General features: G+C 65.5%; 24 protein-coding genes. 14 read left to right on the forward strand and 10 right to left on the reverse strand.

Annotated features, from left to right (window positions below; translation table 11 throughout):
* The first annotated feature begins 106 nt into the window (after nucleotides 1-106).
* From MNOD_RS09745 to MNOD_RS42820, 9 genes are all read left to right on the forward strand, one after another.
* Complete coding sequence (locus tag MNOD_RS09745) at nucleotides 107-985, forward strand: FAD binding domain-containing protein (RefSeq protein ID WP_015928695.1); 879 nt, start codon at nucleotides 107-109, stop codon at nucleotides 983-985.
* The gene (locus tag MNOD_RS09750; protein WP_015928696.1) at nucleotides 982-1512 is read left to right on the forward strand and encodes a (2Fe-2S)-binding protein; all 531 of its coding nucleotides are present in this window, start codon (nucleotides 982-984) and stop codon (nucleotides 1510-1512) included. The genes MNOD_RS09745 and MNOD_RS09750 overlap by 4 nt, the downstream gene beginning before the upstream one ends.
* Nucleotides 1509-3875: a xanthine dehydrogenase family protein molybdopterin-binding subunit gene (locus tag MNOD_RS09755; protein ID WP_015928697.1), complete on the forward strand. Its 2367-nt coding sequence runs from the start codon at nucleotides 1509-1511 to the stop codon at nucleotides 3873-3875. Before MNOD_RS09750 ends, MNOD_RS09755 begins: the two co-directional genes overlap by 4 nt.
* Nucleotides 3876-3942: 67 nt before the next feature.
* A complete protein-coding gene (locus tag MNOD_RS09760; protein WP_015928698.1) occupies nucleotides 3943-5190 on the forward strand; it encodes an ABC transporter substrate-binding protein in 1248 nt (415 codons plus the stop codon).
* Nucleotides 5191-5217: 27 nt separating this feature from the next.
* Entirely contained in the window at nucleotides 5218-6108 is an 891-nt protein-coding gene (locus MNOD_RS09765; RefSeq protein WP_015928699.1) for a branched-chain amino acid ABC transporter permease, read from the forward strand.
* A gap of 12 nt (nucleotides 6109-6120) precedes the next feature.
* Nucleotides 6121-7140: a branched-chain amino acid ABC transporter permease gene (locus MNOD_RS09770; protein WP_015928700.1), complete on the forward strand. Its 1020-nt coding sequence runs from the start codon at nucleotides 6121-6123 to the stop codon at nucleotides 7138-7140.
* Entirely contained in the window at nucleotides 7137-7895 is a 759-nt protein-coding gene (locus MNOD_RS09775; RefSeq protein ID WP_015928701.1) for an ABC transporter ATP-binding protein, read from the forward strand. Before MNOD_RS09770 ends, MNOD_RS09775 begins: the two co-directional genes overlap by 4 nt.
* Nucleotides 7888-8592, forward strand: coding sequence for an ABC transporter ATP-binding protein (locus MNOD_RS09780; RefSeq protein ID WP_015928702.1), 705 nt, complete (start codon nucleotides 7888-7890; stop codon nucleotides 8590-8592). The genes MNOD_RS09775 and MNOD_RS09780 overlap by 8 nt, the downstream gene beginning before the upstream one ends.
* Nucleotides 8593-8620: 28 nt before the next feature.
* Nucleotides 8621-8791, forward strand: a complete 171-nt coding sequence (locus tag MNOD_RS42820; RefSeq protein ID WP_015928703.1) for an SRPBCC domain-containing protein — start codon at nucleotides 8621-8623, stop codon at nucleotides 8789-8791.
* Nucleotides 8792-8828: 37 nt separating this feature from the next.
* Here the strand turns inward: MNOD_RS42820 and MNOD_RS09785 are convergent, their stop codons facing one another.
* The gene (locus tag MNOD_RS09785; RefSeq protein WP_012631034.1) at nucleotides 8829-10163 is read right to left on the reverse strand and encodes an IS1182-like element ISMno38 family transposase; all 1335 of its coding nucleotides are present in this window, start codon (nucleotides 10161-10163) and stop codon (nucleotides 8829-8831) included.
* 1560 nt (nucleotides 10164-11723) lie between these two features.
* A complete protein-coding gene (locus MNOD_RS46260) occupies nucleotides 11724-11960 on the reverse strand; it encodes a hypothetical protein (RefSeq protein ID WP_043748410.1) in 237 nt (78 codons plus the stop codon).
* A 642-nt stretch (nucleotides 11961-12602) separates the two neighbouring features.
* On the opposite strand from MNOD_RS46260, the gene MNOD_RS09800 reads away from it, so the two are divergent.
* Entirely contained in the window at nucleotides 12603-12884 is a 282-nt protein-coding gene (locus MNOD_RS09800) for a helix-turn-helix domain-containing protein (protein ID WP_244424695.1), read from the forward strand.
* A gap of 239 nt (nucleotides 12885-13123) precedes the next feature.
* Here MNOD_RS09800 and MNOD_RS09805 read toward each other — a convergent pair whose 3' ends face one another.
* Together MNOD_RS09805 and MNOD_RS09810 are read right to left on the reverse strand one after the other, a co-directional pair.
* Entirely contained in the window at nucleotides 13124-13324 is a 201-nt protein-coding gene (locus MNOD_RS09805; RefSeq protein ID WP_015928711.1) for a hypothetical protein, read from the reverse strand.
* 433 nt (nucleotides 13325-13757) lie between these two features.
* Nucleotides 13758-14246 carry a hypothetical protein gene (locus MNOD_RS09810; protein WP_015928712.1) on the reverse strand — a complete coding sequence of 163 codons (489 nt, stop codon included), beginning with the start codon at nucleotides 14244-14246 and terminating at the stop codon, nucleotides 13758-13760.
* Nucleotides 14247-14260: 14 nt separating this feature from the next.
* On the opposite strand from MNOD_RS09810, the gene MNOD_RS46265 reads away from it, so the two are divergent.
* The gene (locus MNOD_RS46265; protein ID WP_015928713.1) at nucleotides 14261-14461 is read left to right on the forward strand and encodes a hypothetical protein; all 201 of its coding nucleotides are present in this window, start codon (nucleotides 14261-14263) and stop codon (nucleotides 14459-14461) included.
* Nucleotides 14462-14985: 524 nt separating this feature from the next.
* On the opposite strand, the gene MNOD_RS09820 is transcribed toward MNOD_RS46265, so the two are convergent.
* Nucleotides 14986-15222, reverse strand: coding sequence for a DUF6894 family protein (locus MNOD_RS09820; RefSeq protein WP_043748419.1), 237 nt, complete (start codon nucleotides 15220-15222; stop codon nucleotides 14986-14988).
* Between the two features lie 223 nt (nucleotides 15223-15445).
* Between MNOD_RS09820 and MNOD_RS46270 the strand changes: the two genes are divergently transcribed.
* Nucleotides 15446-15598, forward strand: coding sequence for a hypothetical protein (locus MNOD_RS46270; RefSeq protein WP_157091413.1), 153 nt, complete (start codon nucleotides 15446-15448; stop codon nucleotides 15596-15598).
* 1112 nt (nucleotides 15599-16710) lie between these two features.
* Here the strand turns inward: MNOD_RS46270 and MNOD_RS09825 are convergent.
* From MNOD_RS09825 to MNOD_RS09835, 3 genes are all read right to left on the reverse strand, one after another.
* Nucleotides 16711-17268, reverse strand: coding sequence for a hypothetical protein (locus MNOD_RS09825; protein ID WP_157091414.1), 558 nt, complete (start codon nucleotides 17266-17268; stop codon nucleotides 16711-16713).
* Nucleotides 17269-17273: 5 nt separating this feature from the next.
* Nucleotides 17274-17564, reverse strand: a complete 291-nt coding sequence (locus tag MNOD_RS09830) for a hypothetical protein (RefSeq protein ID WP_015928717.1) — start codon at nucleotides 17562-17564, stop codon at nucleotides 17274-17276.
* Between the two features lie 776 nt (nucleotides 17565-18340).
* Complete coding sequence (locus MNOD_RS09835; protein WP_043750787.1) at nucleotides 18341-19222, reverse strand: outer membrane protein; 882 nt, start codon at nucleotides 19220-19222, stop codon at nucleotides 18341-18343.
* A gap of 867 nt (nucleotides 19223-20089) precedes the next feature.
* Here MNOD_RS09835 and MNOD_RS09840 point away from each other — a divergent pair.
* Nucleotides 20090-21085: a transporter family protein gene (locus MNOD_RS09840; RefSeq protein ID WP_015928719.1), complete on the forward strand. Its 996-nt coding sequence runs from the start codon at nucleotides 20090-20092 to the stop codon at nucleotides 21083-21085.
* Between the two features lie 487 nt (nucleotides 21086-21572).
* Here MNOD_RS09840 and MNOD_RS46275 read toward each other — a convergent pair whose 3' ends face one another.
* Complete coding sequence (locus MNOD_RS46275) at nucleotides 21573-21710, reverse strand: hypothetical protein (protein ID WP_157091415.1); 138 nt, start codon at nucleotides 21708-21710, stop codon at nucleotides 21573-21575.
* Nucleotides 21711-22283: 573 nt separating this feature from the next.
* Nucleotides 22284-22508: a hypothetical protein gene (locus MNOD_RS46280; protein ID WP_015928721.1), complete on the reverse strand. Its 225-nt coding sequence runs from the start codon at nucleotides 22506-22508 to the stop codon at nucleotides 22284-22286.
* A gap of 232 nt (nucleotides 22509-22740) precedes the next feature.
* Between MNOD_RS46280 and MNOD_RS48880 the strand changes: the two genes are divergently transcribed.
* The gene (locus tag MNOD_RS48880) at nucleotides 22741-22986 is read left to right on the forward strand and encodes a hypothetical protein (RefSeq protein ID WP_244424696.1); all 246 of its coding nucleotides are present in this window, start codon (nucleotides 22741-22743) and stop codon (nucleotides 22984-22986) included.
* The last annotated feature ends 39 nt before the right edge of the window (nucleotides 22987-23025 follow it).

A 23025-nucleotide genomic window follows, 5' to 3' on the forward strand; every position in this document is an offset into this window, starting at 1 on the left:
CGTTTGGTTATTTCGCTTGACGACACCTTCGGGTCCTGGATAGCTTGTAACCAAGCGGTCAACAACAAGTGACTGCAACGATATGCGACTCGTGGGAGGGACGCTGATGAAGGCTCGTGCCTTCGATTACTGCCGCGTCGCAAGCGTGGCGGAGGCACTCGACGCCTACGCGGCTTGTGCAGGTGAGGCGCGCTACCTCGCTGGCGGCCAGAGCCTGCTGCCGGCCCTGAACATGCGCCTCGACGCCCCCGACCTGCTTATTGATATCGGACGGATCGAGGCGCTCCGCGGCATCTCCATCGACAGCGACGAACTCCGTATCGGTGCTCTGACACGCCATGCCGAGACGCTGACATCGCCACTCATCGCCGCGCACGCGCCGATCCTGAATCAGGCCGCCGCCTACATGGCACATCCAGCGATCCGGAATCTCGGTACGATGGGCGGCAGCCTCTCACTGTCCGATCCCGCATCCGAACTGCCGGCCTGCATGCGCGCGCTCGACGCCACCTTCGAGATCACCGGGCCCGGCGGCGTCCGCACCGTGGCGGCCGATGACTTCTTCCTGGACCTGTATGAGACTGCACTTGCGCCCGGCGACCTGTTGACGGCCGTGCGCGTGCCACTGTCGGCACCCGGCGCCCGGATGCATTTTGCGGAAATTGCCCGGCGGCGCGGCGACTACGCGATGGTCGGACTTGCGGCGAACCTTGTGCTCCCGGACGGGATCGTGGACTCCGCCCGGCTCAGCTTCTGCTCCGTCGGACCAACGCCCATGCGGGCCCCCGCAGCCGAAGCCGCGCTGGCCGGCCGCCACCTCGACCGGGACGCCATCGCGGCGGCCAAGGCGGCACTCGGCGACGACCTGTCACCGGACGACGACGACAGCCTCTCGGCCGCGGCGCGGATGCACCTCGCCCGCGTCCTGCTCGGCCGGGTTCTATCCGCCCTCATTGAGGAAGAGATCGAGGAGGATGCCGCGTGATTGAACCGCAGGCGATCTCCATTACCGTCAACGGCTCCAAGGTCCGGCGCTTCGTCGAGCCTCGCGTGTCGCTCGCCGATTTCCTTAGAGGCGATCTGGGTCTCACCGGCACGCATCTCGGCTGCGAGGTCGGCGCCTGCGGTGCCTGCATCGTCAATCTAGACGGGAAACCGGTCCATGCCTGCCTGATGCTCGCGGTGCAGGCGGACGGGATGCGGGTTGACACGATCGAGGGCTTGTCCGACGCAGGCATCATCGCCGACCTGCAGGCCGCGTTCCATACGCGGAACGCGCTTCAATGCGGATTCTGCACCCCGGGTATCCTCGTGGTCGCCCACGATTGCTTGGCGGCCTGCGATGTGTCCGGCACCACTCCGTCGCGAGAGTCGATCCGCGATGCGCTATCGGGCAATTACTGCCGATGCACAGGCTACGAAGCGATCGTCGATGCGATCGAGAGCGTCGCGAAGGCTCGCGCAGGTGGCTCCCGCGGGCATGTGCACCGTGAAGCGGAGGCGGCCGCGTGAGCGCGGCGGCCGACAGCCCGGTCGGAGGCCGCTACATCGGGCGCAGTCTGCCGCGCCCCGGAGCTAAACGCCTGCTGGCGGGCCGGGGCCGCTACACGGACGACGTAGTGCTGCCTCGCATGCTCCACGCGGCCTTTCTGCGCAGCCCCTACGCCCATGCACGGCTCGGCATGATCGACGTGTCCGCCGCCACCGCAATGCCGGGTGTCCATCGGGTGCTGACCGGCGCCGATTTCGAGGCGATCTGCACACCATGGATCGGGACGCTCAGCCACTTCAAGGGCATGCGCTCCACGCCTCAGCGACCGCTTCCTACGGAAAAGGTTGTTTGGGCCGGACAACCGGTGGTCATGGTGATTGCCGAGACGCGCGCGCAGGCCGAGGACGCGCTTGAGGTGATCGAGGTCGCGTTCGACGAACTGGATGCGGTTGTAGATCTCGACGCGGCCCGCGCGCCCGGTACGCCCCTCATCGACGACGATGCGCCCGACAACGTCCTGTTCCGCACGCGAATCGAGTCCGGCTCGACTGCAGGCGCCTTCGCGGACGCGCAGACCGTCTCGGTCGACCTGCGCTTCGGCCGTCACACAGCGGTGACGATGGAGCCGCGCTCAGTGCTCGCTGATTTCGACTCGAGCGAGGAGCGCCTCACCGTCTACCAATCGACACAGACGCCCTACCAGTTTCAGGATCTCTATGCGCGTCACTTCAACCTCTCAGAAGCGCGCGTCAGAGTGATCGCACCTGATGTCGGCGGCTCCTTCGGGATGAAGCTGCACCTCTACCACGAGGACATGGCCGTGGTGGGCGCTAGCCTACTCCTCAAGCGTCCGGTGAAGTTTACCGCCGACCGGATGGAGGCTTTCGTCAGCGATATCCATGCCCGCGACCACCGGGTGCGCGCACGGCTCGCGGTGGGGCAGGATGGCATCCTCAGGGCGATCGAGGTGGATGACGTAACGGGTGTCGGCCCGTTCTCTGCCTATCCGCGCACCAGTGCGGTGGAGGGCAATCAGGTCGTGCGCCTGATCGGTGCGCCGTATCGCCTGACCGATTACCGCGCTGACCTCACGGTGTTGGCCCAGAACAAGGTGCAGATGAGCCAATACCGGGCGGTCGGCCACCCGATCGCCTGCGCAGTGACGGAGCGCCTCGTCGACCTCGCAGCGGACAGGCTCGGCCTGGATCCGTTCGAGATCAGGCGGCGCAATTATGTGACGTCCGACATGTACCCACACACGACCCCGAGCGGGTACAGGTTCGAGAAGCTCTCGCTCGAAACGTGTCTGTCGAAACTCTATGACTTGATGGACTACCCGGGCCTTCTGACGGAGCAGAAGCGCCTGCGCGCCAGGGGCATCCATCGCGGCATCGGCATCGCGACCTATGTGGAGATCACCAACCCGACGCCCGCCTTCTATGGGGTCGGGGGCGCGCACATCTCGGCACAGGATGGCTGCGTGCTGAAGCTGACGCCCGCGGGCGAGGTGCAATGCGCGATCAGCATCACCGAGCAGGGCCAGGGCAGCGAAGCGATCGTCGGCCAGATTGTCGCCGAGGGGCTCGGCGTCGACCAGGACCATGTCCGCGTGCTGACGGGCGACACCGAGACGACGCCGTCCGGCGGGGCGACCTGGGCCTGCCGGGGCGCCGGCATCGGCGGCGAGACCGCACTTCAAGCGAGCCGGAGGCTGAAGCTGCGCATACTGGAGATCGCCGCCGCGATCCTCCAGGCGGAGGCGGAAAACCTCGACATTCGCGACGGTGTGGTGACGGATGCAGACGGCACGCCCCGCATGACGCTGAAGGAACTCGCCAACCTCGCCTATTACCGCTCGGACCTGCTGCCGCCTGGCGTCTCGCCGGCCTTGACGGTGGCGCACCATTTCGCGCCGCGCGGCTATCCTTTCGCCTTCACCAACGGCATCCACGGTAGCCTCGTCGAGGTCGATATCGAAACCGGATTCGTGACGATTTTGAAGCACTGGGTCGTCGAGGATTGCGGGCGCGTCATCAACCCGCTGCTCGTCGACGAGCAGATTCGCGGTGGCGTGGTGCAGGGCCTTGGCGCGGCCTTCTTCGAGGAATGCCGCTACGGCGAGACGGGCCAGCTCCTGAACGGTTCGATGGCCGATTACCTGGTGCCGATGGCCTGCGAGATGCCCGATATCACGATCGTCCATGTCGAGACGCCCACCCTGGACACGGAACTCGGCGCCAAGGGCTGTGGCGAGGCTGGCACCGCCGCCTCCAGCGGTGCGGCCCTGAACGCCGTCAACGACGCCCTGCGTCCGCTCGGCGCAAGCGTCTCCCAGCTTCCCATGACGCCCGAACGCATCCTGAGGGCTCTCGACGTGATCTGATCCATTGCACTCGGACTTCGCGACGCGGGCCACATGCAAGAGCCTGCGCGACGACAGGAGGAAAACCATGATCGAACAGGGAACGCGCCAGGGCTCCGTCTCGCGCCGGATGCTCGTGCGCGGCATGGCCGCCACTGGCGCGCTCGCCGGCATCGGCATGCCTTTCGTCGCGCGCGCGGCTGAGCCGATCCGCATCGGCTTCCCGACGCCGGTCACCGGCCCGTTCGGCGCCGAAGCCAAGGATCAAATCCGCTCCGCCGAACTCGCCGTGAAGCAGTTCAACGAAGCGGGTGGCGTGAACGGACGGACGGCCGAGCTTCTAGTCCGCGACGACAAGCTCAATCCCGGCGAGGCCGCGACCCGGACGCTAGAGCTCATCGAGAAGGACAAAGTCCACTTCATCGTAGGCGCGCTTTCGAGCGCGGTCCAGCTTTCCGTCAACGAGATCACCCGCTCGCGCAAGGTCCTCTATGTGTCGATCAGCCAGTCTGACACGATCAACGAGGCCAAAGACTTCAGCCGCTACACCTTCCACGAGGCGCTGAACCCGCACATGACCACCGCGGCGGTGGCCAAGCACGCGTTCAAGAAGGGCACCAAGGTCGCATACCTGGCCGCCGACTATGCCTACGGCCACGAGATGCTGCGCGGCTTCAAGCGCGCGGCGGCCGCCATTGGCGCCGAGACGGTCGGCGAGATCCTGCACCCGTTCGGCGCGCCCGACTACTCGACCTTCATGCCTCGGCTGCGCTCCATGCGCCCCGACATCCTGTGCATCTGCAATTTCGGCCGCGATCAGGCCAATAGCATCAAGCAGGCCAGCGATTTCGGGTTGAAGAAGGGCGCCCAGATCGTCGTCCCGGTTCTGCTGCACAACCAACGCCTCGCCGGCGGCGCCGACGCCTTCGAAGGCGTGGTAGGGGCCAGCAACTACTACTGGCGCCTTGAGGAGACCGTCCCGTCGGCAAAAGCCTTCAACGACGCCTTCCGGGCCGCCTACGCCGACGCGATCCCGACCGATTACGGCGCCTACGGTTACACCGCCGTTCGCTCACTGCTGATGGCGGTGAAAGCGGCCGGCGACACCGACACCGACAAGGTCATCGCGGCGTTGGAGGGACTGACATACGACGTCGCCAAGGGCCCGGAGCGCTACCGCGCCTGCGACCACCAGGCGATCCAGTCCGTGCTCATCACCGTATCCAAGAAAAAGTCCGAGATGCAGGGCGAGGCGGACCTTTTCCGGATCCTGGAGGTCGAGGCGGGCTCCGAGAACGCGCTCCGCACCTGCAACGAACTCGGTCACCGCGCCTGACCGGATGAATACAAGCAGGATCCGGCCATGAACCTAGTGTCGTTTGACCTCGAGCTGATCGTGATGCAGCTCTTCTCAGGCGTGGCGCTCGGCGCCGTGTTCGTGATGCTGGCGCTCGGGCTGTCGATCATCTTCGGCATGCTCGGCATCGTGAACTTCGCCCATGGCAACGTCTTTATGGTCGGCGCCTATGCGGGCGTTTTCGTCATGGAGCGCACGGGTAGCTTCTGGGCGGCACTGCTGGTCGGTCCGCTCCTGGTCGGCGCCCTCGGGCTCCTGATTGAACGGTTCCTGATCCGGCCTCTGGCGGGGCGCTCACCGGACGATCCCCTGCTTCTCACCTTCGGGCTCGGCTACGTGCTCGTCGAGGGCGTGCGCATCCTGTTCGGCTCGGACGGCCTGCCATTCGCAACCCCGGAGGAACTCTCCGGCGTCGCCGATCTCGGCGTCGGCTTCTTCCCGGTCTACCGACTCTTCGTCGTGGGGGTGGTGGCGCTGGTGCTCGTCGTCCTCTGGTACGGGTTGGAGCGGACCAAGCTCGGGCTGATCGTGCGGGCCGGCGCACGCGACCCCGAGATCCTGCGGGTCCTCGGCGTGGACATCCAGCGGCTCTGGCTTTGGGTGTTTGGCCTCGGGATCGCGCTTGCCGCACTCGGCGGCGTCCTTGCCGCACCGATGCGCTCCGTCAATCCGGAGATGGGCAACGTCGTGCTCGGCGAAGCCTTCGCCGTCACGGTGATAGGCGGGATGGGCTCGCTGATGGGGTCGGTCGTCGCCGGGCTTCTCGTCGGCGTCGTCGTCTCGATGACCGCGCTCGTTGCCCCCGAGATGGCGAGCATGGCGATGTTCGCCTTTATGGCTCTGGTGCTTCTGATCCGACCGCAGGGCCTCTTCGGCAAGCCTGGCCTCGGCACCTGAGGGGAGCGAGACATGCAGACCCTCGACCAGACCGTCGTCGACGCGCCTGCCGCGGGAGCCGCGTCGCAGCACTCGCCGATCGCCACCGATAGCTTCTCACGCTGGCGCGCGCCGCTCTCGATCCTCGCGCTTCTGGGATTGCCGTTCCTGCTTCCCTCGCAGGCACTCGCCGTCAACGTGCTGATCTACGGGCTCTACGCAGTCGGCTACAATCTGCTCTACGGGTATACCGGCCTGCTGTCGTTCGGACATGCGGCCTTCTTCGGAACCGGCGCCTATTTTACCGGAATCGCCATCGGCGCCGTAGGCCTTCACCCGCTCCTGGCGATGGGACTCGGCACGGTCGCGGCGAGCGGTCTTGCGCTGGCGGTCGGAGCGGTCTCGATCCGCTCGCGCGGCATCTACTTCGCCATGGTGACCCTGGCGCTCGCTCAGCTCGTCTATTACGCCGCGCTTCAGGCCTCCTCGTGGACCGGGGGCGAGAACGGTCTCCGCGGCTTTACGGTCTCGCGGATCGACCTCGGACCCGTTTCGCTCGACATCCTGAACCCACTCGTCAAATACCTCTTCGTCCTGGCCTTCGTAGGTGGGGCCCTCTCGATGATCTCGCGCATCCTCGCCTCGCCCTTCGGCGCCGCCATCGAGGCGATCCGCGAGAACGAGATCCGGGCCCGCGCCTGCGGCTTCGACGTGGAACGCTCGAAGCTCCTCGCCTTTGTCCTTTCCGGGCTGTTCTGCGGGCTTAGCGGAGCGCTCTCGGCAATCCACCTTTCGATCGTGCCGCTCGATAGCCTCGCCTATCACACCTCTGGCATGGCGGTGGTGATGACGCTGGTCGGCGGCGCGGGCACCTTCTTCGGGCCCTTCGTCGGGGCCCTCGTGGTGCTGGTCTTGGAGGACGTGCTCAGCCTCTGGACATCCCATTGGCAACTCGTGCTCGGGACCGTGTTCATCCTGTTCGTGCTGTTCCTTCCCCGCGGCCTCTTGGGCACGGCCCTGATGTGGAGCTCTTTCCGGTGGGGTCGCCCATGAGTCCTATCCTGGAAGTCGAGACGCTTGGCCGTCGCTTCGGTGCCTTTACGGCTCTCGAAGGCATCAGTGCCGCCTTTGGCAAGGAGCGCATCACCGCCATCATCGGTCCGAACGGGGCCGGCAAGAGCACCTTCTTCAACCTGCTCTCGGGCGCCCTGAAGCCGACGGCCGGCAGTCTCCGGTTCGACGGCCGCGACATGACCAGGGTGCCCCAGGCGCGCTTCGCGCAGCTCGGCATCGCGCGCTCGTACCAGATCACGAACGTCTTCCCGCGGCTCACCGCGCATGAAAACGTGCGCACGGCGATGCAGGCGCGGACGAGCCGCTACAATTTTTGGGGTCGGCGCGATGCCCTCCCCGACCTGGCAAACCGGGCCGATGAGCTCCTGGCCGATGTCGGCCTTTTGAGCCGTCGCGACCGCCCTGCCGCTTCGCTCGCGCATGGCGAGCAGCGCGCCCTCGAGATCGGCATCGCACTGGCCAGCGACCCGAAGCTCCTGCTTCTCGACGAGCCCACCGCTGGGATGGGCCCCGAGGAGACCAAGGACATGATCGCCCTGCTGCGCCGCCTGGGAGAGACGCGAACGATCCTGCTCGTCGAGCACAAGATGAAGATGATTCTTGGCCTGTCCGAGCGGATTCTCGTGCTGCATCACGGCCGGCTCATCGCCGACGGCAGCCCGGCCGAGATCCAGGCCGATCGCGAGGTGCGGCGTGTCTATCTCGGCCAGAGCAGCGGGTACGGCCATGCTTGAGATCCAGGGGCTCCATGCTTGGTACGGGCCGAGCCACGTCCTGCACGGCCTCTCCCTGGCGGTGCGGGCGGGGGAGATCCTGGCTTTGGTAGGGCGAAACGGGGCGGGTAAGACCACGACGATGAAGGCCGTAATGGGCCTGATCCCGAAGGTCGGCGGCAGTGTCCGTTTCCTCGGGGAAGCGTTGCTCGGCCGCCCGGCCCATGCCCGCTTCCCCCTGGGGCTCGCCTACGTGCCCGAGGACCGTCGCATCGTGCCGGGCCTGACGGTGCGCGAGAACCTGAAGCTCGGCCTCCTGCGCGCCTCGAACGCGATTAAGGAGGAGGCGGCCATCGCCGAGATCGCCGAGACCTTCCCGCGTCTCGCCGAGCGACTCGACCAGACCGCCGTGACGATGTCGGGCGGCGAGCAGCAGATGCTCGCCATCGCCCGTGCCATGATCGCGCGCCCGAAGCTCATTCTGCTCGACGAGCCGTCAGAGGGCATCATGCCGGTCCTAGTCGAGGAGATGGGCCAGCTGTTCGTGTCCCTGCGCGAGCGTGGCGTGACGCTGCTCCTCGTCGAGCAGAACGTCGAGTGGGCGCTCAACCTCGCCGACCGGGCCGTGATCATCGACCAGGGCGCAGTCGTGCACGAAAGTTCGGCCGCAGCCCTGCGCGCCGACACCGAGATCCAGGACCGCTACTGCGCGGTCTGACTGGCGCGTCCCAGGAGGGAAGAGGATCGTGGATATTACTGGCGAATACCGCGTCGCGGCGCCCCGCGCGGTCGTCTGGACCGCCCTCAATAATTCGGAGCTGCTCGCCCGCTGCATTCCCGGCTGCAAGGAATTGACGCAAGCCTCGCCCGCGGAGCTAGGAGCCCGTCCGAGTAACGGTTTGATGCGTTGGGACTAAGGTTGAGATCTGGGCGGATGGCTCCTGCGCCACAGGCTCAGCGCGCGGCCTGCGCCAGCTTCAGGAGGTTATGGGCGGTGCAGATCATCGCCCACTCGCCGCGGACCTGATCGAGCCCACGTAGCAGGAACTGTCGGAAGCCTCTGGCCTGCTTGATCTGCCCGAACACCGGCTCGACGACCTGCTTCCTGAGACGGTAACGGCTCCGGCGCCCAGCCCGCTTCAGGCGGACGGCCATCGCGCTCATCAGGGGCATCTTCGTCAGCCTCCGGCGACCTGCTGCATCCGCCTCGCCGTGACGGGCACGGCCCGGAGCGAGATAGGCTGTGATCCGTCGCTCCTGCAGCGCGGCCAGGTTCGCCTCGGTGGCAAAGCCGGCATCTCCGGAGACCTCCCGCGGCTTGCGCCCGAGATGGGTGCAGACGCCGTCGACGAGCGGCACGAGAGCGCGCGAGTCGGCGGGGTTCGTCACGAGCCGATGCGCGACGATCACCTGATGGGCCGCATCAACCGCAATCTGGCCGTTGTAGCCCTGCACGAACCCGTCGCGCGTGGGCAGGATGCGGCTGTCCGGGTCGGTGAAGTTGCGCTGCGCCCGGTCGGGCGGACCGCCGTCCTCGCCCCGCAAGGGCCGACCTTGCCAGCGCATGCCCGACGAGGCCCCCGGCCCGTCCTCGTCCTCCGGATCGGGCGGATCGGCAGCCTCTGCCTCCAACGCGGCCTTGGCGGCGCGGATCGTCTCCAGCCGCCGCTGCTTGTCGGCCATCCAGGCCGGTGTCTCGTCGCCACGATGGTCGGTCCCATGAGCCCGATCCTCCGCCGCGTCGGCCTCGCGCGCTTGATCCAGCCAAGCCTCGACCTCGGCGGCCAGCGTCGACTCGGCCGCCTTCATCCGGCCGTAGCTCATCGCCTTGTGGCGCGAGGCGTTGGCCTTCAGCTTGGTGCCGTCCACCGCCACGTGGGCAAAGCCGACCAGCCCGGCCGCCCGGCACAGCCGCAGCACCTGCACGAACAGGTCCGAGAGCGCCGTCAGATGCCGCTTGCGGAAGTCAGCGATGGTGCGGAAGTCGGGCCGGTTCAGGCCGGTCACGGCCATGAAGTCAACCCGCTCCTCGCAGGCGCGGGCGAGCTGACGCGACGAGTACAGACCGCGGCTGTAGCCGTAGAGGAGCAGGGCCACCATCATGCCGGGATGGTAGGGCGGGTAGCCGCGCTCCTCGGTGTAGGTGTCGAGAATGGCTGAGAGGTCGAGCGCCTCGCGCACCGTATCGCGCACGAAGTGCGCCATGTGCCCGGGCGGCACGAACTCATGCAGCGAGGGTGGCAGCAGCCAGCCCTGATCGACGTCCCAGGAGCGAAACACCTTGGCCATGAGCCGAGTGAATCATCCCAAAGCGCCGCCGTCGAGGTACTTACTCGGACGGGCTCCTAGATGTTCTGTCCCACGGTGTGGTGGTACGCTGAGCCACGCTGAGAGGGATGCGCTATGGGCCAGGTTCTCCAGCCAGGCGGCCAATCCGGTCGGGATCGGTACCTCGCCACTGTCCCAGCGCTGCACCAGCCGGTCATCGCACTCCAGCGCCTCGGCCAAGCCCCGCTGCGACCAACGGACCAGGGCAAGGCATGCGCGGAAGCGATCGGGCGTCATGGCCCTGTCCCTCAATCCGGCCGGGGATCATCCCTCAGCCATGCCCGCAGGGTGCGGAGCCTCCGGGGGGCCGTCAAGAATCGCCCTGTCATCAGCCCGCTCGGCCCCGCCGCGGCGGGCTGTTTCGTAGCCGGGGAGGCTGTGCTTTCCTGTGCCGACGTAGCCGGGGAGGCTGTGCTTTCCTGTGCCGAACTCCAAGTTCGACACTGAGCCCGGCTGCATCCCGCAGCCGGGTTTTTTCGTCTCAGGCCGTACCAAAAGGCCATCCCGCCCGAGCCGGTGATGTGCTCTTCTACTCGGGACCTGCGATCCCTTGCTCCGCCCGGCCCCGCCGTGGCGGGGTTTTTCGTTTCAGCTCACCTCATCCGGCCAGGGCCGTCTCGGCCGACCACCTTGTAGTGTGCCGGCAGCGGGCCGGATCCGGTCGGGTGCCAGCCGGTCTCGGCATGGACCCGAGCAGAGTGGGCCAGCATGTCGCGCATCACGCCGATCTCCCGGGAGCCGCAGGCAGAGCAGCTCACGGCCGCGGTGATGTGGCTGCCCGCGCGCACCATCCCGGACCTCTGGGCCGCTATTACCCCGCGCTGACCCGCTTCCGTCCGGCCAAGTGTTGAAACACCTCGCCACAGCAGGGTACGGCGCAACTTGATCGGAGCTCACCCTAAGCAGCCCCAAGAAGACAGCCCAAGAGGCTTTTTGACCTATCCACTCAGCCCGCCACGGCGAGCCGCCTTCCGTGTCGGACGCCTGTCTGGATCTGCCGCATGGGCCCCTGCGTTGACTCGTTCGACACGGGCCAGAAGCCCAGTGTCAGCCAACGTACATAGGGAGCTCTCCCGATGAAATCTGCGCCCATTCTTGGCGCATGCGCCGCAGCCATGGTGTCCCTCAGTTCGATCGCCCTTGCAGCGGAAGGGACGACCACAGGAGCAGGAGCCGACAAACCGGCAGCGGCGGGGAATGCTCAACAGGAGCCACGCACGACCGGCACGACACCAGGCGCAAATGTTGGGGGCGGAGCGCCCGGCGTCGCAGGACAGCCAGGTGGCCGAGCCGATCCCGGCCACCCGCCGGGTCCAGGCGAGCGTCCTGAATCCAAGCAGAAGTGAAAGAACCGCAAGTTCGCTGTGCTGGCCGCGCGCAACTCGGCGATGGTCGGCGGCCGCAACCCCGGCCGTGCTCGTCGTAGGCGCGACGGGGGTTGCGGCGGGTCACGCGGGCCTCGCCAGCATGGTCACAATCAGCGCCGGCTGGACGCTGCTGGGCAGGCGCTGAGATCGCCGGTCAGGCCCCGTCCGGCCCATCCTTCTTGCGATTCGGCGGTGGGGACGGCATGCCGCGATGCCTCATCTCTGCGCGGATCGCCGCCCGCTCCATCCTCTCGCTCCTAAGGGCGAGGACACCGAAGCGGAGCGCCTTCAGCAGTTCCTGCCGCTGTTCGCGGAGGCACTGGCGCTCCCGCTTGAGCGCTTGAGCATCGTCCAAGACCGCTTGAGTATCGCGTGCGGCAGGGTCGGTCATGCCGGCCTGATGCACCCGATCCGCGGCCGCGTCGTTCAGGTGGGTTACTTCGCCCCGAGCATGCGCGCCTGCTACGGATGCGAACTGGGGGTGAGATCTCACCGGTGAAGAGCCGCAGGGATGACCAGCGCCGAGGCCCCCGACATCGTGGCAGAGATGGAACCATCGCAGGCTGCCGCCCGATATGCCTGCGGTTATGGACGTTCTTTCAACGCCGGCCGGGCTTCCCTCACCCGCTGCCGGCGCTTCTTTGTGCGCCGGTCGAGTTGCTCCGCAAAGACAACCCTACAGCGGAACAGGCCGCGCCGCGCCTCGATTGATTCAATGGCCATGCCTAGCCCCCATGGCCCTTGCCCACTGCCGGCTGGATCACGCATCTCCGGCCGGCTTCTTTCCTAGCCAGCGAGGGACGGCGCGCCGGCCCCGGGCAGTGTCCTCACCCGCGGTCGGCGTCTCTTTGCCCGGCATCTGCCCGGTTCAGGCCGACAGATCGCCGCAGTAGATCCGCCGGCCCGCGAGGCCCGCTGATCGTCACCGGTAATCCCCATTTATCTGCGGCGAATGAGACCTCCGGAACATTGTCCCGAGGCCCTCATTCCCATTGACATGACAGACGAGGTTCACCAGCGCTTGCGCGCCACGATGACTGAGAAGCCCCTCGGCAAGCAGCAGGTCGCGCAGATGATGGGGATGCATCGGCGCACGCTGAGCCGCCGGCTGAAGTCCGAAGGCACGAGCTTCACACAGGTCGCCGACGAGACGCGGCTTAGCATCGCGAAGCAGTTGTTGGCCGACACCACCCTGAGCCTAGCGCAGATCTCGGCCGCGCTGGAGTTCTCCGAGCCGGCCGCCTTCACGCATGCCTTCCGGCGCTGGACCGGCACAACGCCAAGCGCATGGCGGAAAGAACACCGGCGCCATTGAAAGCCGGTAGCCCAGGTGAAGGCGCCGCGCCGGCAGGCGTGGTTATCTGCCAGCACACTCTCTGTTTGCCTTCAGCCCGCCCGGTCCTGCCGTGGCGGGCTCTTCTCGTTCCATACACCGGCTTACGCACCCGGCGCGGCCTCACGCGTGCGAGATGGGACCGCGGGGATCCGCTTCTCCACGAGCCCTTCCACACCACTCAGCCACATCTACGAGTCCCCTCCACACCGTGGGCACCCTCAACGGCCGCCAGCGCGCCTACTACTGCCTCCGGTGGACGTCAGGTTGCATCGGATCGCGCGGATGATCTTGCGTGCGGCGATCACCTCGTCGTGGAGCAACTCCTCCGCCGATCGGCGAAGTTCGGCCGCTTGATGACTCCAGTCCGCGATCGTCTCTTCGACTTGCCTCTGCAGCTCGGCGAACGACGGATGCTTCATGGCTTGTTGACCTCGATTGTGGGGGTGAGGCCAACGAGTCGACGCGTAGTGGTTCGTCTGGTTCCGCCGCGCCCCTGCCTCTCGGCAGCCCTTGCGACGGCTCCGCTGGCCTCCGCGATTCAGAACCCTCCCGCCCGGCGCAGCCGTTCTAGCGCAGCTTCCACGACGCGTTTTCTAAGACGCTGAACGAGCTGAAGAAGCAGCTCAACGACCTCTCCCAGAGCGAGGCCGCAAAGAAGATCGGCGATGCGTGGGGTGAGGCCGCCAAGCCCGCGAAGGCTGGGACAGACGAACTTCGACGCGCGCAAGAAGGCCGGGGCGGTGTAGCGCTCTGTGCCACCCGGACGGGCTCTTCAAGGAGGTGAACGTGTCCAAGAGCCGGCAGATGGCACCGGCCGATTAGGCACCGTAGCCGTTCGCGAGGCGTGGAGGTTCAGTCCTCGTCCTGCGGAGCATATCGGTCGGCCAGCGCCGCAATCATCACGTCTAGGCGCTTGAGATTGTTTTCGGCGTCGCGCACCCTGCCGGACATGCATTGCGCATGGGCGAACTGGTACGACAGCAGCATGCTATTGAAGTCCGCCTGACCCGCAGCGACGCTCACGCGAGCGCGGCGTGCGACCTCACGGTCAAGCCATGGCCGGACGGTTTGCTCGATCTGCGCGCATTGCGCCGCACGCTCAGAAATAGCTGTCGCTTCGGAGGTGGGCGGTGACACTAACATCGTCGCCCAGAACGCTGCTGTTGCGAGCGCAAAGGCCGATCCGAACAGTCTCAGGGCGGTTCTCAAACGTCGCCCAGACCGCTTGGCGCGGCGCGATGCTGCCCACTCGAAGCGAGGGAGCCGGCTGACATCTTCTGGATAGCAGTGAGAATAATGAGCCGATCCGTCGGCGTGCCGGTAAGAGATGGGCTTCTGCATAGGGAGCTCCTTTCATGGAGCTGCTGCACACCATAATCAGCGGACGCTGCTGCCGCCCGAATGTCGCCTGCTGCTCAGTTTGCGGATACGAGGCTCCAACACCTTGGCTGATGATCGGGAACTGGCTGACCAAAAGCAAAGCTTTGAGCGGCTTCTATGATGTCACAAAACCGCATGTAATTGAAGATACTTTTTTGCTCGAAGGCGAAAAATGACAGCGCTTTCGCAGCAAGCTGAGCGGCTCCTAAAGCTATGCCTCGCTCATCCAGCGGGCGCTTGTTGCCATGATTTCAGCAGCCAACAGCACGCTTTGATCGTTGATGGCCGGATCGACCTTGCGCAACCAGAACTGGGGAGGCAGGGGGACGCTGAACACAGTGACGTGAGCGATCGCTCATCGCCCATCAGAAGCGCCGCCCGGCTTGCTGCGTTCCTGAACGCGGAGCAGGAGCGGATCACGGACATCCTCTTGGCCCGGGAGTTCGGGCTGTAGCTAACCAACGAAGAAGGCCCTGCCGCCGGTCGGTGCCGAGCGCGCGAGGTCATCTCCAGGTCTGGTTTCTTCCAATCCGGGTCGTTGCCCGGCCGCCTCGGGTTCTGCCTCCCAGGCTCGAAGCCATGGGGCGGAGTAGGAGACAACCTTGATCTGCGCGATCAACTCATGGGCGGACTGGCGGTTCGGGAGGTTCAATGAACGGCGTGCTCCCAAGCCGTCCATTGGTTAAGGCCGGCGGAACAGTCACCGCAGCCTGCTCGCCGGCACGATCGGGATCGTGGCAAGGACCGTATCGGCTCCGCTGCGAATGACGAGTCTCCAGCCCTCTTCGAGGTCGGTCAGCTCGCCATCGGCGCTCATCTCCTTGAGCGCGGCCTCGGCTTGCTTCAGGGCGTCGGCTAAGTCGTCAGCCTCCACGCCCTCGTCGTCGCGGATGGTGGTGAGGCCATCGGTGAGGTCGAAGTAGAAGCGCTGTGCCACGCACCCCTCCACGGTGTGCGCCACGGGGCCAGTCCGGAACTGTCTACCGGTGTGGTCAACCACCGGCTCTCCCCACCTCGGGCGAATTCCGCCCACGTATCAAGCCTGTAGCAGATTGTAACGCGATATTCTCGCTTGCTTGGGATCGCTCGGGGTATGCAGCAAGTTATATATAGCTGCGCGGCGTTGGTAGGAACCTGCCCCGCCCGAGATATACGTCGGCATGGAGGCCAAGGTGATTGTTGAGTTGTCGAAACTCGAAGATATTGGCACAAGACAGGACTCATCTGAGCACAGCGGCAAAGTACGCGCGCATGTTGCAAAGATCATTAGGAAGCTGATCGCCTCTCTGGGCAAAGAGAAGTCACAAAGTTAGATCAGCGGCCGATGCGAAAGGCTGCGGCGGACGTTCGATAGCTCGGCAGGTGAGGGGATCTCACATCGTGGGATCGGTTACATCGCAGTGCTCCCTGGAGATCCGAAGCGGCGTTGCCCAGGATAGTCTTAGCCAAATTTGCCGAACGCCTGCCACGACCCTTGGGAGGCGATTAGACTGGCTCTCGACTGGTGCCCCACCCGGACCGGTGCGGAGGACTTCCGAGCACTTCCCGGAGGCACCATAACGCAATCCATACCCACCCTCTCACGCGTCCCGCAGCGCCTCGCGCGCGCGAGGCGCGATTGTAATGCAGGTGAAGGCGCCGCGCCGGCAGACGTAGCTGTCTCTGCCCATTGCGCATGAGAACTTACCCTTCAGCCCGCCCGGTCCTCCTCCCGTGGCAGGCTTCCTTTGTCTGTCTAGGCGTAGCTCCACAGAAGACCGGCGAGATACTCCCGGGATGCTTGCCAGGTCTGACATCCCGCGGCGCAGCAGCGGAGGCGCAACCCCGGCTCGTCATCACTGACCTGGCTTGCTCGCGGGGGGGCGGATTGGCGGGAGCGCCGGACGGAGCCGATGGGTTCGCCGGGGGCGGAGTGGGCGCCACGGTGTTGCCGGTCGGGGGGCTGGCCGTCCCGGTTGTGTCGGCCTTCTTCTCATCCTTGCAGGCGGCGAGCGCGAGCAGCGCGATGAGGGGCAGCACGGTGTGGATGTGCATGGGCGTCCTCCATCTGGTGAGCAGCCTCCCAGACAGCGGGTAACGCGATGTTGCGGAGCCAGTTTCCGACCAACCCCGAGCGGTGGCTCTCGGTGCCGATCGGCCGCTTGCATCTACCGCATGGCGCCAGCCGGCTCCGCGACTCTGTCCGAATCTCGCAAGCCGCGCCGATCATCGCTGCCCTGCCGTCCCGGCAGCCCTTGCGACGGCTCCGCTGGCCTCTGTCCTCACAGGCCTAGACCTCTCCCCAGCCGTGCGAGCACAGCTTCGAGCGCCGATTCAGACTCTGGCCGATTCCGCTCGCCCATAATCCAGCCGATTCGCTCATGCCGACCTCGCCAGCAGGATCGTGGTCCCCACCACCACGCACTGCTACCACCACCACGCACTGCTACTTGCCGCCCAAGCAGGGTGCGAGCGCAGTTTTGAGCCGAGCCGCGTCCGCTTCGCCGATCAGCACCGTCACCAGAATAGAGGCGTCTCCCTGGCGCGGGCTCCCCTGATGCCAGCGCAGCAGCCCGCCTCCCTTCACCACCTCGCTGGCCAGGATGTGAACGCTGGTCAGCTGGGCTGCTTCAGCCCGCATGGCGGCCGCCACGGCGAAATCGAACGTCGTGCCATCGGCTGCAATGGAGCCGCTGGCGGCAAGGCGCAGAGGCTGTGCCGTCGTCGCCTTAATCGCGCTGAGCGGTTTGTGGGGGCCGTCCGGCCCCTCAAAGGCGTCGAAGTCGAAGCGCTTCGCCAGGGTCTCGAATGCAGGGACACCGAAGCCGATGGACAAACTGCCGGTCTGACCGCGCGCCTGCGTGTCATCACACGCAAACACCATTGTCACATCACGGCTGTCGGAGCCGATCACGGCCGTTCCTGGTAGACTCACGGTACCGCCGGCCGCGAGGGCCAAGCCGTGCCAGACCATACTGGCGCTCGCCAGTGCCAGGGTTCTCATCATCCTCATCCTGACCACTCCTGACGGGGGATCTGAGGTCGTCTTAACGGATTGAGTGATGTGGCCAATGCAGTCCGCTGACCGAGAAGGCAGTCGAGCGCACCATTCTTCCCAAGCAGCTTGCGGGCATAGGGGTGGGCCAGCACGACCGCAGCGACGTCGAGAGCGACGCCCTCTGCGATCAGCCGCATCCCGGGCGTCGGGTCGTTCAGGTCGTCGCGGACGGCCGCGTCGAGCTGCTCGTCCGTGATGTGCTTGAGCTTATACAGCTCGCCGATGGTGCGGGTGTCGGGCATGCTGGCGGTGTAGGGCCGCGCGCCTGCCTGGGGATGGCAGCGGGCCGGGGGCAGAGGAGTGATAGGCGATGCCGGCCCGCTGGTGGTGCTGTGGTCCCGACAGGCGACGAGGAGTAGCGCCACACTCTCCCTGTCGCGCAGACCGTGCCGGCCGTCTCTCACTGAAGTTAGACGGAGTAGGAAAGGGCGGCGCTCACGTGCTCGTCGTGCGGGCGACGGGGGGCACGACGTCTCACGGATCAGCTCCTGCGGTCGTCACTCGGAAGATGGCGATGGGCCTTTGAATGCGGTGGGTGCTGGATGAGACCGCCGGCGTTCTCGCGTCCGGTTCTTTGGCGAAACGGTGCCCCTCATGTCCGCGAACTCCGACGCGGCTTCACGGTGGGCAAGGGCAATCTGCGAGCGGTGCGCCTCCACGAAACGGCCATGCGCAGCCCGCAGAGCGCGATTTGGTAGGTATGCCCAACCCAACCCGCCTAGTTTCCAACCGGCGGAAGATATGCTTCTCTGTTGACGGTTCTATTCTACGTACCCTCAGCCTGCCCAGTTCTGCTGTGGCGGGCTTTTTCCTTCATATTCAGTGAGTTGCACACGAGTCGTGTCGGGGTAGGCTCGTGCTGCCAGCCGCTGGCGTTTCACCTTCCACGACTGTCCATCGCTCAGCATCAAGCTCAAAAAAGCAAGCGCCCCGGGAGGACCCGGGGCGCCGTTCAGCCAAGCGGCCAGATTTGATCGGGGTCTGGGGACGCTTAAGCCGAACTTTGTTCGGCTCCAGACTACCAGGTGCCAAACTTATAGTTCAGGCCGGCCCTAACCACCGCGAACTCGGTGTCGCGGCGCAGAAGGCCGTTGTTTACCACGACCACGCCCGGGCTCGCCACCGTAATGAGCGTGCCCGCGTTATTGACAGCAAAGGCACCGTTTAGGCCCCGGCCGCGGTCCAGGTTCACGTACAGACCTTCGACCTTCAGCGTCACGGCGTTCGATCGGAAGAAGTTCAGGAACGAGTCGGTGGGCAGCGCGTACTCGATGCCGCCGCCAGCGGTCCAGCCGGTCTGGAAGTCGTCACGGTTGGGCAGGCCGAAGTCGCGGCCGCCGCCGCCGCCATAGGCAAAGCCGCCGGTGCCGTAGAACAGCACGCGATCGAAGGCGTAGCCGAGCCGGCCGCGCACCGTGCCGAACCAGTCAAGGCCCGCCAGACCGTTCGGGTTGAACACTTGCTGGGCCGCCACGCCACCCAGGGCCGCCGGATTGGTCGCGACAATAAACCGATTGCGATCACGGCCGAAGTCAGCGAACTGAGCGTCCGCCTCGATACCGACAACAACGCCCGAGCCCGGCGTGAACTGATAGTTGTAGCCGACCTGACCGCCGCCGACGAAGCCTTCGAGGTTTCTGTTACCCGTGAAGGCGATGACTGCGGTAGCGCCGGGCGGCACCAGGCCGGTCGCCGGGCCGACGCCGATCACCGTGGGTCCACGGTTGTCGCTCGCGTCGAACCCGTAGCCGACGTTGAAACCGGCGTAGAACCCGGTCCAAGTGAAGACCGGAACGGGCGCGATCACCGGCGGCGGAGCGACGCGACGCGGCAGGTCGGCAGCCGAAGCAGCGCCCGACAAGGCGGTCGCTGCTGCGCTTGCGAGCAGAAGCTTCTTCAACATTTACGCGGATCCCCTTCGCGGCCCAGGATCACCGGGGCCTACCCCACCACTAAGCGTGACCGTACCCGATTCTGCTAGTGCAAATTCGCAACAGTGACGCGGCGAGAGGTAGAGAGCGTCATCGCCGATGGAAGCTAGAATGTGGGCGAATTCAACTCGCTAGATCATGTCCGGTGTCGAGTGCCGGCTTATCGCCGGCGTGCAGCGCATTATCGCCAGCTGTGTGCACGGCGGCCGCGCAATCTGTGAGTACGTATGGCGACCAGAGGGCGCCTCGCCGAGATGCGCACCTTACTGCGCAACCCGTATTGTATTCCGGTATACCGCTTCGAAGCCCGGCCTGAGCCTCGGCGTGAAGCTGGCGCCTAACGGCATCCAAATCAGCTGGGAAAAAGGCGGACCGGGCGAAGGAAGCTGTTCAGACTGTTCGTACCCGGTCCGCCATCCGACGCCGACACGCGGGGGCGGGCTCGGCGCGGCACTTCTGTGAACTACACCGAATCCGGGCAGCTTGCGAGACAAAAGTCGAAAGCGGCACGCGCTCGTCAGGCCGATCCGGGTCTTTCCCCCGATTGCCACCTGTCGTCAGCTGCGGATCCAGCTTGCAGCGGTGATAATCCCCGATACTGCGGTGCCGCAAAAATGATGCATTTCTGCCACGCTGAGGCGCCGATGCCATCGAGCTAGGCTATTCCGGCTGTCCTTTCGCGCAAAGCTGTAGGATATTCGAATCGTTCAGACACGAGGTAGGGCCGTAAGGGGGCGCTCGGACGCTGTCTAAGAAGATCGCGACCTAATAGTCGATCAGAGACATCGAGCCGGGGCTACGGGGCGGACGCCTTAAATTCAGATGTGGGACGCCAAATGACAAAGAACTGGCTTGTTGCCGGCGCGGCTGCGCTGACGATGGGTATGACGGCGACAGTATCGTACGCCCAGACTACCACAGTCCCTGGTGAGCAGGTCGGTCTCGCCGTCGGCGCTCCGCTGCCTGAAGGTGTCTATGCGATCGACACTTTCCTGTATCGGATGACGCCGGACACGGGGCCCAGCGCCTTGCCGGTGGATGTCGGCGTCAACATTCCGGTCCTCGTGTGGTCGACGCCGTGGCAGCCGCTCGGCGGCCGGATTGAGGCGGTAGTTGCTCCGCCTACCGTCTTTGCGTTCGGCAAGAACGGCGGCCCCAATGGCATCCGCGACCTGTCGATCAACGTCGGCACCTTCGTGGGCGGCATCTGGGCGTTCGATCTCGGCAACAACTTCGGCGTCAGCTTGCTCGGCGGCGCCTACCTCAACGAACTGAACGGCGACCGCGGCGTGCTGGTGAACAACGCCGGTGCCTTCGTCGCCGCGCCCGTCCTTCCGCAGCTCGCCTCGAACACCTACCGCTTCGGCATCGCGGGCAGCTACACCGGCGATGGCTGGAACCTGACGGCGAACCTGACGGCGAATATCTATGACTCGCCAGCCAAGTTCCCCGGCCTCAACACGCCGGGCTTCGGTAACACCCGCGGTCCGTTCATCATCTCCGACGCGCTGAACCTCGACCTTACCGCCACGAAGAAGTTCGGCAAGTTCGAGATTGGTGCGATCGGCTACGGCACCTACAACTTCGACATCAGCGCCAGAAGCGTGGCCGCTATCATCAATGGCGGCCCGGGTCGGGGGCGCTTCGCCCTCGGCGGTCTCATCGGCTACGATTTCGGACCCTTCACGGCCCAGGTCTACGCCGCCCGCGACGTCGTCACATCTCTCCCGCGCGGCGAGAACACCGAAGTGTGGGGCCGCGTCATCGTCCCGCTCTACACGGCAGCTGCGGCTCCGGCGCCGGCTCCGGCACCGATTATCCGCAAGTACTGATCAGCTCTTCGGCTTCTGCCTGAGCAAGACCCACACTGTTGTCAGTGTGGGTCTATTGCTATGTATGGCCTCCCATGCTGAGAGGTGACCCGATTTACCAGCGCCTCATAAATCGGATTGATCACGCGGCTCGGGTTGCGATCGTTACCCAGGAGCTGCGCGCAGGGGGGATCTCCGATCCTGCGGACATTGCCGCAGTTCTGAATGCTCGTGGCATCCCTGACGTGCGTGGTCGGGCATGGACCCTTCTCGAGGTGCTCCGCTTCGACAAGCGTCCGAAGGATAGAAGAATACCGCTGAAGTGCGCTTACTGGAATCAAAGGGCGCAGAGGCAGTCTACAAAATCGGAATAGGTACTCGGCTGCCGACACGAATCAACAGATCCGGCGCCGTCCGGCTGATCGTGTCGGTCACGTAGGGCGCGCGAGGTGCACATAGGGCTTCTCGAGCCTGCGGATGCCCGAGCGCCGTGATCAGCGCCGATCGTTCAAGCAGATACCACCGCCAGCGCGCTGCGCGAGCACGGCAATCGATGCGGAAGGTTGATCTCGTCGAGCCCATCCGCGCCGAGGCCACCCGCGTCAGCCAACGCCTTCTGACGTTCACGCAGATTGAGGGTAGCCAACGTTTGGCATCGCTGCCTGCTCGCTGGCGGTGGACTCGTAGAACTCACCGATAGTGGGCTGGTCAGCGGTCCCGAACTCTCACACTGGGATCCCGCAGTACCGCCACGGCTTGTGCCCCCGGATCGTCCAGAGGTGTTTCTTCAGGTAGTCGGCCCGCACCTCCAGGACCGGGTCGGTGCACGGCATCAGCACGCCCGACCAGTCGCTGCGATTCGCGCCGGACTAAGGGTGGACCCCAAACAGCGTCAAAGCGCCCAGCCGAGCCGGTCAGCCTCAGGTCCGAAATCGTTCACGAACCGTCGGCAGTTCGCCAGCGTCTCGACCCATTCGTCTGGCCTGAACCCGGGGCATGGCGGCTGGCCCGGTGACAGACTGGCGAGCCCGCGGCTCCATTCGAGGACGGTGGGGGAGGGGGCGTTGAGCGTGGCCGAGTCGGACATGGCGGGACGCGGCCTGCGGGCGAGGCCGCGCGCCAACACCCGCCGGCTATCATCACGGCGCAGTCTGTGGACGGCCTCACTCCGCGGAGGCTTGCCGCTGCTCGAGCAGCACCAGACGCCGGCCTTCCATCCTCACCAGCCTGTTGTCGAACAGCCGGAGGCCCGAGCTGTGGGAGTGATTCGTGGCCTTCGGCACGGGCTGCCAGTTCCGGCCCGGTCGCGGTCGTGGCGGCTCCAGACCTTGAAGCCGTTGCGGTCGATCAGCGCGATAGCCTCGCCGTCGCGGCAGGCCTTGATCTCGCCATAGAGCTGCCAGACGTGGGCGGGCATGAGGGGCTGAGAGGGGAATTCGGGCATCTGGGAAGGCCTCTCCGGGTTAGACAAAATCCCGAATTCTGCAATGAACGGGATTCGAGTTAGACGCGCTGGAAAGGGCCTAAGTGCTTGAAGTATCACCGATACAAGGTGCCTCTGACTCCGTTAGTCGTGGTTCGAATCCACGTCCCCCAGCCAGATCAAATCAATCACTTACATCGCAGATTGGCTCCCGGACCTCGGTTTCTAGACACTGCTCTGGACAACTTGGTGCGTGATGTTCGTGCGCCCGAGGCGCGTCACGAGGGCCGATTCCCCCAATCTCGACACCCGGTCTCCCGCCGTCCTCGCATGGAGCCGCGGGCTCGCCAGCCTGTCGCTTTGCGTGTCCGACCGCTCCCATATTCTGGACATGCTGTGCCGGTACAGCATGGAAGGGATCGTGCTGGCGAACGGGCGGGCGGTGATCTATTCGGACATCAACGATGCCATCGAGGTCTACCAGCGCCTGAACCAGTAGGCCGGCCGCGCCCAACCCGCCGTCCCGCTCTTCGAGCTT

Origin of the sequence: Methylobacterium nodulans ORS 2060 (genome assembly GCF_000022085.1) — a bacterium.
GTDB lineage: Bacteria > Pseudomonadota > Alphaproteobacteria > Rhizobiales > Beijerinckiaceae > Methylobacterium > Methylobacterium nodulans.

Excerpts from the sequence above, each read along its gene's own strand:
- MNOD_RS09745 (WP_015928695.1), top strand. The coding sequence starts at position 107 with ATGAAGGCTCGTGCCTTCGATTACTGCCGCGTCGCAAGCGTGGCGGAG.
- MNOD_RS09760 (WP_015928698.1), top strand. The coding sequence starts at position 3,943 with ATGATCGAACAGGGAACGCGCCAGGGCTCCGTCTCGCGCCGGATGCTC.
- MNOD_RS09765 (WP_015928699.1), top strand. The coding sequence starts at position 5,218 with ATGAACCTAGTGTCGTTTGACCTCGAGCTGATCGTGATGCAGCTCTTC.
- MNOD_RS09770 (WP_015928700.1), top strand. The coding sequence starts at position 6,121 with ATGCAGACCCTCGACCAGACCGTCGTCGACGCGCCTGCCGCGGGAGCC.
- MNOD_RS09775 (WP_015928701.1), top strand. The coding sequence starts at position 7,137 with ATGAGTCCTATCCTGGAAGTCGAGACGCTTGGCCGTCGCTTCGGTGCC.
- MNOD_RS09780 (WP_015928702.1), top strand. The coding sequence starts at position 7,888 with ATGCTTGAGATCCAGGGGCTCCATGCTTGGTACGGGCCGAGCCACGTC.
- MNOD_RS09785 (WP_012631034.1), bottom strand. The coding sequence starts at position 10,163 with ATGGCCAAGGTGTTTCGCTCCTGGGACGTCGATCAGGGCTGGCTGCTG.
- MNOD_RS46260 (WP_043748410.1), bottom strand. The coding sequence starts at position 11,960 with ATGACCGACCCTGCCGCACGCGATACTCAAGCGGTCTTGGACGATGCT.
- MNOD_RS09800 (WP_244424695.1), top strand. The coding sequence starts at position 12,603 with ATGACTGAGAAGCCCCTCGGCAAGCAGCAGGTCGCGCAGATGATGGGG.
- MNOD_RS09805 (WP_015928711.1), bottom strand. The coding sequence starts at position 13,324 with ATGAAGCATCCGTCGTTCGCCGAGCTGCAGAGGCAAGTCGAAGAGACG.
- MNOD_RS09810 (WP_015928712.1), bottom strand. The coding sequence starts at position 14,246 with ATGCAGAAGCCCATCTCTTACCGGCACGCCGACGGATCGGCTCATTAT.
- MNOD_RS46265 (WP_015928713.1), top strand. The coding sequence starts at position 14,261 with ATGGAGCTGCTGCACACCATAATCAGCGGACGCTGCTGCCGCCCGAAT.
- MNOD_RS46270 (WP_157091413.1), top strand. The coding sequence starts at position 15,446 with ATGGAGGCCAAGGTGATTGTTGAGTTGTCGAAACTCGAAGATATTGGC.
- MNOD_RS09825 (WP_157091414.1), bottom strand. The coding sequence starts at position 17,268 with ATGAGAACCCTGGCACTGGCGAGCGCCAGTATGGTCTGGCACGGCTTG.
- MNOD_RS09830 (WP_015928717.1), bottom strand. The coding sequence starts at position 17,564 with ATGCCCGACACCCGCACCATCGGCGAGCTGTATAAGCTCAAGCACATC.
- MNOD_RS09840 (WP_015928719.1), top strand. The coding sequence starts at position 20,090 with ATGACAAAGAACTGGCTTGTTGCCGGCGCGGCTGCGCTGACGATGGGT.
- MNOD_RS46280 (WP_015928721.1), bottom strand. The coding sequence starts at position 22,508 with ATGCCCGAATTCCCCTCTCAGCCCCTCATGCCCGCCCACGTCTGGCAG.